At 41.9% G+C, this 16,968-nt stretch carries 10 protein-coding genes; 7 read left to right on the top strand and 3 right to left on the bottom strand.

The annotated features are described in order from the left end of the window. Positions 1–562 precede the first annotated feature (562 nt). Positions 563–4,159, top strand: a complete 3,597-nt coding sequence (locus ACSAZK_RS05790) for a tetratricopeptide repeat protein (protein WP_440956432.1) — start codon at positions 563–565, stop codon at positions 4,157–4,159. 779 nt (positions 4,160–4,938) lie between these two features. Here the strand turns inward: ACSAZK_RS05790 and ACSAZK_RS05795 are convergent. Continuing rightward, positions 4,939–5,118, bottom strand: a complete 180-nt coding sequence (locus ACSAZK_RS05795; RefSeq protein ID WP_048177958.1) for a hypothetical protein — start codon at positions 5,116–5,118, stop codon at positions 4,939–4,941. A 485-nt stretch (positions 5,119–5,603) separates the two neighbouring features. On the opposite strand from ACSAZK_RS05795, the gene thiI reads away from it, so the two are divergent. The 6 genes from thiI (at position 5,604) to ACSAZK_RS05825 (ending at position 14,762) form a co-directional block, all read left to right on the top strand. Continuing rightward, entirely contained in the window at positions 5,604–6,920 is a 1,317-nt protein-coding gene (gene thiI, locus ACSAZK_RS05800) for a tRNA uracil 4-sulfurtransferase ThiI (RefSeq protein WP_440956433.1), read from the top strand. Positions 6,921–8,976: 2,056 nt separating this feature from the next. Next, positions 8,977–9,759 (top strand): hypothetical protein, encoded by a 783-nt coding sequence (locus ACSAZK_RS05805; protein ID WP_440956434.1) that lies wholly within the window; start codon positions 8,977–8,979, stop codon positions 9,757–9,759. A 218-nt stretch (positions 9,760–9,977) separates the two neighbouring features. Then, the gene (locus ACSAZK_RS05810) at positions 9,978–11,018 is read left to right on the top strand and encodes a DUF354 domain-containing protein (protein ID WP_440956435.1); all 1,041 of its coding nucleotides are present in this window, start codon (positions 9,978–9,980) and stop codon (positions 11,016–11,018) included. Positions 11,019–11,055: 37 nt separating this feature from the next. After that, positions 11,056–12,375, top strand: coding sequence for a nucleotide sugar dehydrogenase (locus ACSAZK_RS05815; RefSeq protein WP_440956436.1), 1,320 nt, complete (start codon positions 11,056–11,058; stop codon positions 12,373–12,375). A gap of 459 nt (positions 12,376–12,834) precedes the next feature. Continuing rightward, on the top strand, positions 12,835–13,962 hold the full coding sequence (locus tag ACSAZK_RS05820) for a DUF362 domain-containing protein (protein WP_440956437.1): 1,128 nt from the start codon (positions 12,835–12,837) through the stop codon (positions 13,960–13,962). A gap of 146 nt (positions 13,963–14,108) precedes the next feature. Beyond that, complete coding sequence (locus tag ACSAZK_RS05825) at positions 14,109–14,762, top strand: acyltransferase (protein ID WP_231582911.1); 654 nt, start codon at positions 14,109–14,111, stop codon at positions 14,760–14,762. A 341-nt stretch (positions 14,763–15,103) separates the two neighbouring features. Here ACSAZK_RS05825 and ACSAZK_RS05830 read toward each other — a convergent pair whose 3' ends face one another. Then, the gene (locus ACSAZK_RS05830) at positions 15,104–15,688 is read right to left on the bottom strand and encodes a metal-dependent hydrolase (protein ID WP_440956438.1); all 585 of its coding nucleotides are present in this window, start codon (positions 15,686–15,688) and stop codon (positions 15,104–15,106) included. A 471-nt stretch (positions 15,689–16,159) separates the two neighbouring features. Beyond that, complete coding sequence (locus tag ACSAZK_RS05835) at positions 16,160–16,678, bottom strand: acyltransferase (RefSeq protein WP_440956439.1); 519 nt, start codon at positions 16,676–16,678, stop codon at positions 16,160–16,162. Positions 16,679–16,968: the final 290 nt, after the last annotated feature.

Raw genomic sequence — 16,968 nt, forward strand, 5'->3', positions numbered from 1 at the left:
AACTTTCTCGCCGACTTTTGATAGACTTTCTGCTTCTTTTTTCCTTCCGGCTTATTTTTTGGCCCTGATTATTCCATTTCTGCATCTTTTTCTGTTTCAGACTTTTTGTGTGTCCGATTTTTTACTACATCCAACTTCTTTCTGTTTCGGACTTTTTGGTTTGTTTGATTTTTTTGTGTATTCGGTTTGAATTATACGTTTTCCTTACTAAAGGGCCAGGAGAAAAATGCCCTTTTGCACATAAACTGTATTATCTATTTGAGGATCGAGCAATAAGAATTTATGTAGTCACGATTTATCTCTTGATATCTCAATTTACATGGTTCAGTACATTACATTTGATGAACTTGATTAATCTGATACTTACATCCTGTAGAAAACTATTCAGGATACTGCATTATGATGCCGTTCCCGAATGCATTATGATGTAGATACTGATTGCATTATGATCCAGATCCCAAATGAGTTGCGATCCCAATGCTGAATCACATTAAGGGAATGTGTTCCGGTATATGCTGGAAGATTTTCACAAGGAACTCATTAGAAAAAATAGGGGTATTTAATGAGCCCAATTAAAAAAGTTAATTCGATTGTTAATTTCTTTGTTCTCCTGGTTTTCACTTTATTCATCGTCTCTTCTGCAGGTCCTTTACCTGTTGAAGGAGCTGTTTCAACCCAGGGATTGGTTGCAGAAGAAGCCCTTGGGGCCGGGGATTTCCCCTCCCTTCAAGAAGTACTTGCGCAGAACCCGACTTCCGTTGAAGGCCTGATTGCTAAAGGCAATGCTCTGTATTCTCTAGGAGAATACGAAATTTCCGTTGACTTCTATAAGAAAGCACTTTCTTTAGACCCTGATTCTTCGGCAGCGTGGTATGCCATGGGGCTTGCCCTGGAGGAGTCCGGGTTGTATGAGGATTCGCTTGATTGTTACGATAGAGCCCTTGAAACCTCCCCTGATTCTTCTCAGAACTGGTATAAGATGGGGAAGGAGCTTTTCGGCGGAATGAATTATCAGGAGTCCATAAATTGTTACGAGAAAGGTCTCGCTGAAGACTCCTTTCTTGCCGGAGTTTGGTTCCGAAAAGGCCTGGCATTTGAAAAGCTAGGAGATGACGAGCAAGCTCTGTTCTCTTATGAAAAGTCTCTTGAGTACGGTTCCAGCTCTTCCAGAGCCCTGTATATGCAGGGACTGGCTTACGCCGGACTCGACAGACATGAAAAAGCAATGAACTGTTTCGACAGGGCCCTGAAGATTACCCCGGATGACCCCGAACTCTGGTACCAGAAGGGAATGCTTTTTGACAAACTTGGAAACTACGAGGCTGCTGTGGGGTGCTATGAGCAGAGCCTTTCCCTCAATCCCGACTCGAATGACGCCTGGTACCGTAAAGGTCTGGGGCTTGAAAAACTGGGCAGGGAACTTGACAGCGCGGAGAAGCATCAGGAAGCTTTGACCTATTATCAGGAAGCTTTAACGTGCTATGACTCTGTCCTTCGCTCTGAGCCTGATTCCATCGCTGCCCTGCAGGGAAAAGGATTCTGCCTCGAACAGCTTGGCAGGCCTTCCGAAGCGATTCAGTGCTATGACGAAATCCTTACTTACGAACCTCACAACTACGAAGCCTGGCACAACAAAGGTTCCCTGCTTGACGCTATGGGGCAGTATGATGAAGCTGTAGCTTGCTATTCCATGGCTCAAATGGCCCTTGACCCGGATTCCGGGGTCCAGACGGAAGAAGTCGAGACCGCTCTGCTTGAAAAAATGAACGCTTACGATGCTTCGCTTGCAAGTTATCCCGACGCCCCGAAGTTCAGGTCCGAACCTGTTAAGATCCTGTACGACAAGGGCCTGGCTCTGGATAAACTTGGAAACTACGAGAGTGCCGTGGAATGTTACGAGCAGGTCCTGGAAAAGGAGCCCGGACACGCTGTGGTCTGGTACAGGAAAGCCCTGGATCTTGACAGGCTTGGCAGGTACGAAGAGGCAGTCGTAGCTTACGAAAAAGCCTTAAAGCTGGATCCCGGCTATGCCAAGGTATGGTATCGGAAGGGCTTCGATTCCGCAAGGCTTGGAGAACATAGGCAAGCCCTGAAAAGCTACGACAAAGCCCTGGAACTGGACGAAAACTATTACCTTGCCTGGTATGGCAAAGCGTCTTCCCTTGTCCGGCTTGAGGAATACGATGCTTCTATCGAGTGTTATAACCGTCTCCTGGCCTTTGCCCCGGAAAGTACTGAAATCCGGTATAACAAAGGCCTGGCCCTGGACCAGCTTGGCAAACACGAGGAAGCTGAAGACTGTTACAACCAGACTCTCCAGCGCAACCCGGAATATGCCCCTGCCCGTTTCAAGCTTAAAGAGGGTGCGGAGCTTTCAGGACCCGAAGCTTCCCGTTCCCTGAAGGAAGAGAGCAGGGATGTCAACCTTGAAGGAGCCCTTGCCGGAGGGTTCTGGGCTTATCTCCTGAGCTCTGAAAAACCGGATTCGAGAGAGTACGGAACAGAGTCTGATCCCAAAAACGTCGAGCTTCTGGACCCTCTCTTCAGTTTCGACTCTGTCTGGTACGGCAAAGCTTCCGTCTGCAAGGAACTGGGGCAGTATGAAGATGCCCTGAGTTCTTATGAGCTAGTTCTTATGATCAACCCGGAGCGCACCGAGGCCTGGTATGAAGAGGGTTCGGTCCTTGACCTGCTTGGCAGGAACGAGGAAGCCATGGAATGTTATAAGAAAGCCGTGGACCTGGACCCTCAATCCGGCGTTGCCTGGTACGGGATGGCATCGACTGTTAACAGCCTGGGAAGGTCCGAGGAGGCAATAACTTACTTTGACCGGGTGCTTGAAATTGATCCCCACAATGCCATGGCCCTCCAGGAGAAAGGTCTGGTCCTTGCCAGCATTGGAAAGTATGAGGAAGCGGTTTCCTGTTACGATACGCTCCTTGAGTCCGAGCCGGATAATGTTGAGGCTCTGGAAGGCCGGGCTTCAGTACTCGTGAGGCTGGAAAGGTCTGATGAAGCCCTGGTTGATTACGATAAAATCCTGGAGCTCGACCCTGCTAATTCCGGAGCCCTGGCTGAGAAGGCGTCGGCACTTGAAGGGCTTGGCAGGTACGAGGAAGCCGTTGAGTGCTATGGGAAGATCCTTGATACCTCTCCGGGTAACAGGGAGATAATGTATAGGCAGGCTAAGGCTCTGGAAGAACTCGAAGACTTCGAGGCTGCGATTGGCTCTTATGACCGGATTCTCGAACTTGACCCGGCAAATGCCGATGCTCACAACAGCAAAGGCTTTGCCTTCTACAAGCTCGAGAGGTATCAGGAAGCCATCGATTGTTATGACAAAACCCTGGAGTATGATCCAAACAATGCTGCTGCCTGGTATTACAAAGGATGCGCTTACTATGCAAGAAGCAGCCATACCGCTGCCCTGAGATCCTTCGATAAAGCAGCTCAGTTAAAGCCCGACTGCATCACGGCCTGGTACAATAAAGGTTACATTTACAACGTGCAGGGAGACGTCGAAGAAGCCATTGAGTCCTACGACAGGGCCCTTGCAATCAACCCGAACTCAGCTCCAGCTCTTTACAACAAGCGCTTTGCCCTTTACCGCATAAAAAAATATGATGAAGCTTCAGCATCTAAGAGCAAGCTGGATAGCCTTGACCCTGGCTTTGTGGGAGCCCTTGAAGACAGGGGAACAAAGCTCTTCCTTCCTGATACGTACAGAGGAGACCTTGACTTTGCCCTGCCAAACAGATGGTACGGAGGCTCAGAGAACTTCTCGGAATATGCGGCCGAAAACATGACCATGAATCCCCTGCCTGCAGACTATGTCCCCGAACCGGATGAATACGATAATTTCTACATCCCCGAAGCCGGTGAAGGGATTGACGAAGAACAGGACGAAGGGACTGATGAAAATGGCAGTTTCTACATCCCCGAAGCCGGTGAAGGGATTGACGAAGACCAGGATGAAGGGACTGATGAAAATGGCAGTTTCTACATCCCAGAAGCTGGTGAAGTAATTGACGAAGAACAGGATGAAGTAATTGACGAAGAACAGGATGAAGTAATTAACGAAGAACAGGATAATGAGTCGGATAAAGATTCCGATGAATCTAACCGGACCGGTTACTACATCCCCGAAGCCGGTGAATAAACCCAAAAGTAAGGGTATAGTCTCGAGGAACCAGGGCGAATAATTGGCAAAGGAAAAAAATGGTTTTGTCGGTGTCAGGCCTTTTCCGGTGTCAGGCCTTTTCCGAATGCAACTCCCTTTGTGTAATCTGTAATTTAGTGCATGCGGGAGGTAAATTCCCAGGTTCCTGGGCTTATTTTGTTTGGTTGACCCGGAGACCCTTGTCCGGGGTAGGGGAAATCCTTTGTGACACCATGGAGTTAAAGTTTTACATAAGTATGTCCGTACATGTGGATGTGATTTAAATAAACAATCACGCATGTATAATCATCGAAAAAATACCAAAACAAATAAGTACATAAATCAAAATAAAGTAGGATCTACTTAAATAAATATAAGAGTGGGAGTAAAACCAAAACAAATAAAAATCAAGCAAATAAGGGTAAAATAAAAGTTAATACAAACAAAATATAACAAAAAGTATAATAATAAAAAAAAGTGGGTTGCCCGAATGTTTCCTGGAAACTGCGGTTCTTCGTCGATTTCGGTATTCCTCCGAAACTGCCTCTAATTCCGTGAGTTGCCGAATATGGCTTGAAGCTGCTATTTCCTTGTTTACTTCTGACACCCGCTTGAAACCAATTTGCAGATTACAAGAGGGTGGTGCGAATGTTTACCAGAGAACCCTTGCGGGTTTCCTTGTTTGTTTCGACACCGGTGCTGAGCGACGAGAATGTTGTCTGGACTCCCTTGCGGGTTTCCTTGTTATGTTTCTGACACCCATGCCCTTATCTCGGGTTTCAGACATCAATGTCTGCCCCAAGGATTCTCGCTTCTACAGATCTTTTATCGGTGCTCGGCCTCCTAACGGCAGTCCCGAGCAAAACGATCCAGCCAACAGGGAACAGAACAAGCAACAGGCTGTAAAATGCAACAGCTGTTACTATCGATTTCCCTGCAAGCCCTTTCAGAGTATCCATTGGTACTCCACCCCTGGCGTGGTTGTTTTCTCTTTGCTTGCGTCGTTCCGATAGTGGGCAATGTTCCCAGTCTTACCCAATGTCTATGATATTGTGCATGTTACACAATACCATACATTACTATGCACTTACTAACTTATATAGATTTTCCAAAAATAATATTGCAGTTTGTATATTTTTAATACGGAATAATTGTACCCACCTCATGCTCCCGTTTTTTATAATCCCTCCATTTTGAATAAATCGAGAAACCTCAGTAAATATAAGTATTAGGGCCCTCTAAGTTGTACTCATTTTAGAGTCACCTGGTCCATTTATGAAGATGACAGCACAATTTATCAGTTAATTTTTCCAATATTATTCCTGTTACCCCATAATTCATTCAACTTTCGTTTTGTTTTCTTTTTGGGTTTCCCCTTCTACCAGAAAAAATTCTTTTTTCCTGAAAGCTTTAAACCCCATGTCGTCCTTACTCGTTAGTATCTATGAAAGACCGTTCTACTGACACCGAAAATTTTCTTGAAACCGGTTCTGCCAGAGGAGCTGGAAACAAGAGCAAAAGTAAGGTTATTGCTTCCGGAGGAACCCGTGGTGATTCCGGTTCCATCTCAGATCCCCGAACCATAGGGGTCCCTATTGACGTCATCATTGTCCGGTATGGAGAGCTTGCTCTGAAAAGCACGGGGGTCCGGAACTGGTATGAGAAAGTCCTTGTGAAAAACATAGCAGCGATGCTGGCTTCCAGGGACATTGAGTTTACTCAGATCAGGCGGGAATGGGGCAGGATCTTCATTGAAACTACCGATCACCGTGCAGCAAAAGCAGCAGCAGACGTTTTTGGGGTTGTCTCGGCTTCCCCTGCAGTGACAGCAGAGCCTGACCTTGAGAGTGCCTCCGGGATCTGTGCTGCCCTTGGGTCGGGGCTTATCCTGGAAGGGGAGTCCTTTGCCATCCGGGCCAGAAGAAGTGGGAATCATCCTTTCTCCTCCGCAGATGTTGGAAAAACATGCGGGGACGCGGTATGGGAAGCTCTGGAAATGGAAGGAAAAACTCCCAGGGTGGACCTGACATCTCCGAACAAGGAGATCTTTGTAGAGGTGCGGCAAAAACTTGCTTATATTTACCTGGAAACATTCCCTGGCGTAGGTGGCCTTCCCCTTGGGACCCAGGGAAGCATGGTGGTGCTCATGTCCGGAGGTCTCGATTCCCCTGTTGCGGCATGGCTTCTGATGAAACGCGGGGTCATGATCATCCCCGTCTACTGCAATGGTTCCCCTTACGCCGAAGACGCCGCAAGAGAGCGGGCCTTTGACTGCATCCGCCAGCTTCAGGCCTGGGCGCCGGGACACCAGTTCACGACTTATGAGCTTCCTCATGGCCCTAACCTTCGTGCCTTCATTGATACCTGTGACCGGAAAAATACCTGCCTCCTCTGCAAGCGCATGATGTACCGGGAGGCTTATGAAGTAATGAAAAAGGAAGGTTCAAGCGGCGTTATTACCGGTTCTTCTCTGGGACAGGTTGCGTCCCAGACAGCAGCCAACATGTACGCTGAAATCTACCAGCTTGCTGTTCCTGTCTACCACCCCCTGATCGCCTTTGACAAAAGTGAAATCGTGGATATTGCCCGCAGAATAGGGACCTATGAGATCTCCACCAGGCCTGCAGGGGGCTGCACCGCAGTTCCCGAACACCCCGAGGTTAAGGCAGAATATGACCTCATTGTTCATGAGGAAAAAAAGCTGGATGTTGAAGCAATGGTTCAAAAAGCTCTCAGCGCAGCAAAAACATATAAACTTTGAGAGTTTAGGAAAGTTCCCGTATTCTCCAGGGCACACGGAAATGCGGGTTTCCTTCCTTTTTTTCAAGAATTATTCCGGGAAAAATACGGACCTGAGCCTGTGCCATAAACAGCATAAAGTATTAACACGAATAATATATATATACTTAATATAATTTTAAATTATATAGAGATCGGATATATTCTTTGATAAATATATAAAACTGAAATACTTTATATAACATATATCCCGTGTAAATAATTAGGGCGTTATCTTTTTGGAGATTATCAACCAACCTCCAGTTCAATCCACAAGTTCAATCCACAGGTTCAATCCACAACCTCATATTTTTAGGAACAGTTAACGCCCGCCTTTTCAGGTATATTTTAGCTTTTCGTTTTGTACTTTAGCATGTTTAGTTACATGTAAGCCTTCACGCTGTTGACCGTCGGAAAATTTAAAAAATTATTTATTTTCTCATGTTAATGTTAACTTATGAATGGATTTTCTCGCCCCGATCCAAAGGCATCCAGAGCAAGGTTTGTATTCCTTTTTTTTACCGTCGGGAGCTTTCTGCTTATGACTACCGGGTCCCTGTATATTGAAATAAATCCTGAAAATCCCGCCGCAGGTGAGTTCTTGATAAGTACTGCTGGCCCTATTTTCTGGGTCTGCTGCGGGGCGTGGATTTTATTTAACGTATTTTCTTATGCAAACTCAAAACGCTGATTTTTCACAGGGAATTTTTTTCGGAATCTCCTCCCGAGTTTTTTTACCTGACGAAATCAAAGTTGCGCTGGCGCACCCCGCTGCAAGCAACTGGGTATTCGACTGGAATAAACTAAAAAACAGAAATTATTTACGAGATCATTTCAAATTTGATTTATATATTAAAAAACATTTAATGAAAAAATAAAAATTTTAGTTAATTGTTGAGTTGACTATAAATTAAACTTTAGTTTTATAAAAATTACACGAGGAACGATTTATATAAGGCTTCTTGTTCCTTTATTTTTTAGTGATTAATTTTAAGTATCAGGGTTTTGTACCGAATCACATGCACTGTTCAGCACGAGCAAAATCAGCCTAATGAGATTGATTTTGAGGATTTAAACTTGAGCACATAATAACTCAAGCCAAAGTAAAAACAAACACATTAGCCATAATTTAAGCAAACAAACCTCTGAATGTTTGATCTCCAAATTATTGGAAAAGAAAATCACTGACGTTGTTTTATCCAAAATGAAGAGTTGCTCCCGCTTTTTATTATATATAGTTTTAGGCAACATTTTTCAGGAACATTGTTTCCAAAATTATTTATTTTTACAAATAGTATTTTGCAATTAGTTATATAACTTTGAGAACAAGATAAGTGAGCAGACATATTTTTTACAGAAATTTGCGGAATAAATAAATGGGGGATTTATTGCCTGCAAATTCGAAGTTATGTCCGACTTATCCATCTAAAAATAAAATTTTTTCATATTTAATAGAGCTAGAAGTTAAGTCCCTGGCGTCAAGGAGGGGAATGAATTTAACTTAGACGCCTAACGAGGATTGTGGGGAGACTTTTTCCTCTTTTAATGCGAGACCACCATATGGACAGTTGCACAACTCTCAAAGCAGTACGTAGTCACATGGTCATCTTAGATTTACCTATAAGAAAGATGATTAAAAGAACTCAAACCACGTGAACAGCAGGTTGCAGTCACCAGATAGCGAACAATATTGTCAATGGACCTGTCGAGAAGGTTCAGAAGCAACGATGAACCCACAACAAGGAGCCGATAATCAAAATAATGTCTGCCAGATGGAACCTTAAGACCTTCAAGAGAAAAATAGTAAGTGTGAGAAAGAGATGACCAAGAATGAACATTGCAAACATCATATGCTGGGTTGAGTTAAATAGCTTTGAACATCAACAAAAAAACTGCGGTGATCTCTAATGTTGACCATTAAAGAACGTGATTTCACGATACATAGGTTCCGCCGACTCTGTGAGGCAATATCCAGCACCTACCCCACAGTAACGATGAATGAATATCTGAATAACAGGCATCCAGAACGTTTCATATTGATGCGCCACGATGTTGACAGGATGCCGGGACACTCTCTCACGACTGCAAAGATTGAACAAGAACTCGGCATAAGAGCGACATACTATTTCAGATCAATCAAAAGCGTGTTCAAACCCAACATCATACGCAAGATCAGAGACATGGGTCATGAAATCGGCTATCACTACGAGACCTTAAGTGAGACAGATGGAGATCCCAAAGAAGCCATCGACCTGTTCCGATCCCGTCTGGACGATTTCAGAATGCTTTGTGAGGTAAGAACGGTCTCCATGCACGGAAGACCTCTATCAAAATACAATAACCTTGACCTCTGGAATACCCATGATTTCAGGGACTTCGAAATAATCGGAGAAGCCTACCTCTCCGCAGGAGATGATCTCAACTACTTATCCGATACCGGAAGAACATGGAGCTTTGGAAACAATATAAGGGATTATATCCCCGGCAAAAATGAACAGGTCTTTGCAAATACAACAGAGGATCTTATAGAGTTGATAAGGAAAGGAGAATACAATAATTTTTATATTTTAACCCATCCGGAGAGATGGTCTTCAAGTATTGCCGGATGGGGCTTATATTATTCAGCGGATCTGGCAGTCAATATCGGAAAGAAGATTTTGATGAAACGTAACAGTAAGAGCCAGCGTATGAGGGGAATAAGAAATAATTCGTTATCTGCTACATTCGACATTGAAGACTGGTACCATATCCCATCGGATTCCGGTTATGCCTTTTCGAGTTACAAAAATGTAAATGAATTTTTTGAAAATTCCATATCTTGAAGACTCACTTCCGAACCTGCTCTATGAAAAATCTCCAGATTTCCCAGTAGCTAAAAAGATGACAACTAAAAACTTGACAGTCCCTACTCATCCAAGAACGAACAAAAAAGATCTGGATAAGAGAATCGATATAGAAAATAACCGGACAAATATATGAAATTTAAAAAGTAACCGTGATTAGTGTACAAGTTTAGAAAATTAATAATGGGGATTGATTTATGCAAATTCTGGTTGATATTGGTCATCCTGCGCATGTGCATTTTTTTAAGAATTTTATTTGGGAGATGCAAAAACGTAATCATAAAGTGATTATAAACACGGTCGATAAGGAGGTTTCCTTAGACCTTTTGAATAAATATAATCTTAAGTATGAAGTTTATGGAAAAAGCGCCAATGGCCTATTTGGGTATGCAAAGCTTCTAAGTAAGGGGGATTTGAAAACTTACAAAACACAAAAAAAGTACGATATAGATATTATTGTTGGTATTGGGAATATATTTGGCGCACACGTCTCAAAAATCACAAAAGCAAAATCAATTAGTTTTACGGATACAGAACATGCAAAACTTATCAACTATGCATCTTTTCCCTTTGTATCGTGTATTTGCACTCCCGACTGTTATACAAAAAATCTGGGCAAAAAACATGTTCTATACAATGGTTACCATGAACTTGCATACTTGCATCCGGATTATTTCACCCCAAACCCGGCAGTTCTCAAAGAACTTGGACTAAGTGAGGATGACACTTTCATAATTTTGAGATTTGTATCCTGGGGGGCGAGCCATGATATTGGTCAGCATGGAATACAAAACAAGATGGAATTCGTAAAAGAGCTCGAAAAATATGGGCGTGTATTGATCACTTCAGAGGCAAAACTTGATCCTGAGTTAGAAAAATATAAAATGAAAATTTCTCCGGAAAAATTGCATGATCTGTTGTATTATGCCACATTGTACATAGGGGAAGGGGCAACGACAGCTTCTGAATGTGCGATCCTGGGCACACATGCGATTTATGTTAATACTCTGAGGTTGGGGTACATGGATGAGGAAGAGGAGAAATATGACCTGGTATATAATTGCACTAATCCGGAATCAATGGAAAGAGAGGCATTTGATAAGGCAATCAACCTACTGAAAGATCCTAATTTGAGGCAAGAAGGAAAAACTAAACGGGAGAAGTTGCTGGCAGATAAGATCAATGTTACAAAGTTTATGGTTGATCTCGTGTTTGATCTCGTAAGACAACATAATTAAGAATTGAAGTATTTTTTTCATGAGTGGGGGGAATTCCATGAAAGAATTAATTACAAAAATCGAAGATAGAACGGCAAATATCGGTGTGATAGGCCTCGGTTATGTAGGTCTTCCACTTGCAGTCTCGTTTTCAGAAAAGTTCAATGTAGTAGGCTATGAAGTAAATGACTTATTGGTTAACCATTTACTGAAGGGAACCTCCCATATACAGGATGTATCTGATGAAGTATTAAATGCTCATTTGAATAAATCATTTTATCCAACAAATAAATGTGAAGATCTCAAAAAATGTGATTTCATAATAATATGTGTCCCGACACCTCTAGCAAATGAGAACGAACCTGATTTGAGTTACATAAAGAGTTCATGCAGCACAATTGCTAATGTTCTGAGAAAAGGACAATTTGTGATCTTAGAGAGTACAACATATCCCGGAACTACAGAAGAAGTTGTTCTTCCAATATTAGAAAATTCCGGACTTAAAGCCATAGTTGATTTTGGCCTTGCCTATTCTCCTGAAAGGATCGACCCTGGGAATAAGGAATATACTGTTAACAATACTCCAAAAGTAGTTGGGGGTATTAATGAAGAATGTACTAAAATTGCATCTTTGCTTTATGGAAGCATTATCAACAGGGTTGTGAATGTAAAAGATGCTCGAACAGCTGAATCAGTAAAAATTGTAGAGAACATCTTCAGAAATGTCAATATTGCTCTCGTGAATGAATTAGCCTTAATCTTTGAAAAAATGGGTGTAGACACATGGGAGGTAGTTGATGCTGCATCGACAAAACCGTATGGGTTTATGCCATTTTACCCGGGCCCCGGGATTGGAGGCCATTGCATCCCCCTGGACCCTTTCTATATGTCATATAAGGCGAAAAAATATGGCGTTATACCGAGATTTATTGAAACGTCCGGTGAAATCAATAATTACATGAAAATACACGCTGTGAATCTGGTCGAAAGTGGTCTGAAAAAGGTAGATAAGAGAATATACGGATCAACAGTTGCAGTGATGGGAATAGCATATAAGAAAAATATTGCTGACACAAGAGAATCGCCGGCTAAAAAAATATTAGAAGAACTTGTGAATCTTGGTTCCCAAATTAAGGTTTATGACCCTTATGCAAAATCGATAAAGACTGATGTCGGAGAGTTCTGTTCTGAAAAGAACATGGAAGATGCATTAAAAGGTGCAGATTGTGTGATATTTGTCGTTGATCATGATCAATTCAAAAAAATAAATACCAGTGATTTCACCAAACTAATGGAATCTCCTGTGGTAGTTGATTGTAAAAATATATTTCCAAGTATCATTAACATTGAATATTTAGGCCTTGGGAAGGGGTACTGAAAGTTTTCAAGAGCATATTTATCCCTGCACATCAAAATTGAAGATAAGAAAAGGATCTCACATACAAAAAATACAAAGTTATCATAAAAACTACTCAGTCTAACGGAAACTTACCCTGAAAAAAAGGTAGAGAAAAACAAACTGTTGTAGTTTAAATCTTGCACATTGCATACTTTGTCTACAGTATTTAAACTACACAAAAAGGTTCAATGAATTAAAACGGATACTCCCTAAAAAAAGACGAAGGCAGATATTGAAAAAATTCCCATTTTAATCAAGATATAATCAAAGAGAACTGGGAGGATTTCAACCAGTTGATCAGACCAAAATCAAAGTTTCACTGGCGCGCCCCGCTTCAATCAACTGGGAGTGTTCGTGCCACCGCTTAAAATTCCGTAAAAAAAGCAAAAAAGAGACCTTCATAAAACAGATCTCAAAACTTAATGTCGATGTGTGATCATGAACACCAGAGTTTCCATCTTGCATTGCTCCGATTATTCAGACGTAAAAAATGCGATCAAAGAAGCTCTTGACCTGATCGGCGGCCTTGAGAACCTAATATTTCCAGGTTCCCGTGTGTTGCTTAAACCCAATGTACTTGCCATTCGACCCCCGGAAGATGCAGTCACCACTCACCCTGCAGTGGTATCGGCGATGTGTGAACTGGTTTCAGAGGCAGGGGGTATTCCACTTATAGGGGACGGAGCCGGAGTTACAAGACCTGATTCCACTACCACTGCGGAAGCATTCAGGGTATCGGGTATTGAAGCTGCTGCCTCGAGTTTCGGTGCAGAACTCATCAATTTTGAGACTTTGGGTTTTGTCGAGGTTGATGTACCCGGGGCCAGGCAGTTTTCGCGTCTTTATATATCAAAGGCCGTGCTTGAGGCGGATGTGATAATTTCCCTTCCAAAGCTCAAGACCCATGAGCTCACACTCTATACAGGAGCAGTCAAAAACTTTTTTGGCACTGTGCCCAGGAGAATCCGAAAGCAGGCGCATTTCCTGGAAGACCGTGAACTTTTCGGGGAGGCGGTTGTAGATATCTACTCTATTATCAAACCTCATCTTGCAGTTATGGACGGGGTGGTAGGAATGGAGGGAGATGGCCCGGCTGGAGGCACTCCTGCATATGTGGGAGTGGTCATGGCAAGTTATGACTGTGCGGCCCTGGATATGGTGGCATCGGAACTAATCGGTTTTGACCCAATGCAGGTCCCGACAAACAAAGCCGCACTTGAGAGGGGATTTGGTGCCAGGCATCCGGAGCTTTTAGGAACTCCGCTGGAGGAGGTAAAGGTCAGTTTCAAAAAGCCAACCGGTGGAATCACCACCCTAATACCGCCGTTTCTCCGAAAGACTCTCAGGAGGTATTTCACAGTAAAGCCCTTCATCAACACTTCAAAATGCACACTTTGCAAAGCATGTATTTTGAACTGTTCGGCAAATGCCATTGAGGAAGTGAGAGATGCACTCAGGATCAACGATGAAAAATGTATCCAGTGTTATTGTTGCCGCGAACTGTGTCCTAACGATGCGGTAGAAATCAAAAAATCACTGCTCGTAAAAATTGTAAACAGGGGGTAAAAACCAGTAGAACGTTTGTCCCAAAATAAATGGTGCTGTCACTTTGATAGACATAATAGAGAAAGGTACAGGAAATATGTATTTATTGGTGGAAGAGTAATTGTAAGTGAGACATGTGATTTTCACCGTAAGATGGGGGGACTACCGTGATATCTGACAGGGATAAAATAACTTATAGTGAAGTGGCTGATTATTATCAGAGTAATAAAATCCTGTTTGGGATGAAATATTTCAAAAATTGGGTTTTGGAAAGACTTGCCTCATGTCTTCCAGTCCCTTCCTGGAGAGCGAAATTTCATAAAATGAGAGGCGTAAATATAGGTAAAAATGTATACATCGGGTATGATGTTATTTTTGATAGGATTCACCCTGAATTAATCACTATAGGAGATTATGCCGAAATTGGGGATCGCTGTATACTGTCTGCCCACACAAGAGGCAGTTTAACCACTAGAGATGCTTATCCAAGAAGCATGGCCCCCATAAAAATCGGGGGCGGTGTTGGTGTAAATCCAGGATGTATAATCACGCAAGGGGTTGAAATCGGAGAAAATTCTATAATCGGAATTGGATCAGTGGTTAGTCGTGATATCTCTCCGAATAGTCTTGCTCTGGGATTCCCGGCTCGAGTTGTAAAAAAGCTGGATGTTGAGTCCTGGGGAGGAATTCATGAAAACCATCAGCAAAATGAAGAGTCCCAAATCCATCAGAATAAATCTAATGAATCTGTTTCTCAAGACACGGACAGTAACTCCCCCTCACGACCGGATGTTACTGGTAGAATTAAGACCCGGCTTTGACAGTTGTCCCCCTTTTTATCCGTGAGTGTAGCGGCAGATTATCAATTGATTAACAGTAACTTTAGATAATATCCCTAACTTGTTCATGAATTTGGTTATTCTCTTTTGATGTAATATTCTCCGGCTTTTGCCAGGCAAACCCAGTTTACAGTTTTCAAAAATATTTTTGGAATTTCATACAATTATTCCAATCCGGATTTACAAAAGGAATGAATTATTTAATGACGGAATTCTTCTTCTTTTTCTGCTAAATGATTTTATCCACCAGAGTTATTTGGCCACATTTTGTGCCCGCCGGAAAAAATACAAAGTTTCAAATTCTGCGAAACTCGAGATAGGGATCACTTTTCGGATCTGAATCTGAACTCAAAACCAAAACGATTCAATGCAAACAATGCCATCATAATTATTGTGTAAATAAAGAAAACAGACACAAAAGATGCTATCAAGTAATGGACTAAATTAACTTCTAAAAAACCCACACCCATATACGAGAACACACTGATTGGTTGATTGTATATCGGATAAAAATAAACCACACCGCCTTCATCAATATCGTCTAGCAACAGGTGTGAAAGGAACGCAGCCTCGGCAAAAAGGCTCATATATACGGCCTTCCCAAAATTCCGATATACTACATATCCGATAAACGCTCCAGACAGGATTGCAGAAAAACTGAATAATAATGAATGTGTCGGGATCGGGCCGATCCAGCAGTGTTCAAGAGTTCCATTTATTAGGAAGTTATAAACGACTATGCTGTCCGGGAACAGTGAACATAAACCACCCACAAATAGTAGTAATAGGATCTGTTTGATGCCCCTCAGGGAAAGTTCCTTGCGGAAGAGTTCCCCCACAGTAACATAGACTGCTACTGCGCAGATACAGAACACAAAGAATAGAACATGTGCAACTGGATAAGGCATAATTAGAATATTTTATTAAAGGTATATAGGGATGTCCTGTCTTCTTAAAAATATTGCATAAGGATATTGGATGAAATTTGAAAGCCATCGGAATAACGTTTCTGGTTCTGATGACATAGAAGAATAAGAGTATCATAGAGGACTAGAACAGTTCTGTAGAGTAGAGCGCCGTCAGGTAAGGGGAAATGATGTGTTGAGAGCACATATCATGATGGCAATAAGAGTATTTCTAAGGTTTGAAATGCAAAGAATAAGAACTTGAAGTAATGATTTGAAACAAAGTAGAGATAAGAAATGCTGTAACTCAATTTATTAGATATCGAAAATATGCCCTAGCATACGAATGGCAAAAATTAAAAAGTTGTCTGCTTTGCAGGCAACTGCGGAAGTCATAATAAGTTTCGTGCCACTAGATCTTAAATTAGAGGGTCCATACCTGTAATAAACAATTTTATTCCATCAATCCAGGTTTCATTTACGATTTCCAGCTGTCACCACTTCATCCAAATTTTTTAGTTTTTTGCAGGGAATTCCAAATGCTTTCGAGTTTGGGGGAATATCTGAAATCACTTCATCTAAATTTTTTATTCTTTTGCAGGGAATTCCAAATGCTATCGAGTTTGGGGGGATATCTGAATTAACAAGCGACTTCGCTCCAATAACTACGTTGTTTCCAATAGTTATATTTGGTAGAATAACGCTATCAACTCCAACAAAAACATTATTTCCAATTTTCACCTTTCCTCTCTCATTTGAACCCCATAATTTTAATGGCCCACCCTGATATGCTTGAGTATGGCAGAGTATTATGCAATCTCGAGTAATATAGCAATTTTCACCAATTTCGATAAGATTCTTCTCAGATTTATCTATATAGACCTTTGGTGAAATATAGGTATATTTTCCAATGTTAATCCCGATTAATCTGTAGTAAAAAAGCCTTAATGAATTAAGAGCATTTGATATTATTTTTCGAATTTTTATTTGCACCACCCTCTCAATTTTGAAAATTATTTCCCCGGCTTTGTAGAAATCCCAACTAATTTTTTAGTGAGAATTTTATAAAAATTGGAACGATACGAGGTCCTCATTTTTTGTCCCCACAAAAAATGAAGGAGTATTCTATATGATCAAACATGTATATTAAATTTGTTAAGATCAGTTTGAAGACAGGTCGGTCTTCCAGACTGAACCTTTATTCCTGCAAATATTCCAAAGGAGTTTATACCCAACATCAGCTTTTAGTTCTTGTTTTATTGAAGGGCTATATGAGTACAGAC

The organism is Methanosarcina sediminis, assembly GCF_052056915.1.
Classification (GTDB): domain Archaea; phylum Halobacteriota; class Methanosarcinia; order Methanosarcinales; family Methanosarcinaceae; genus MTP4.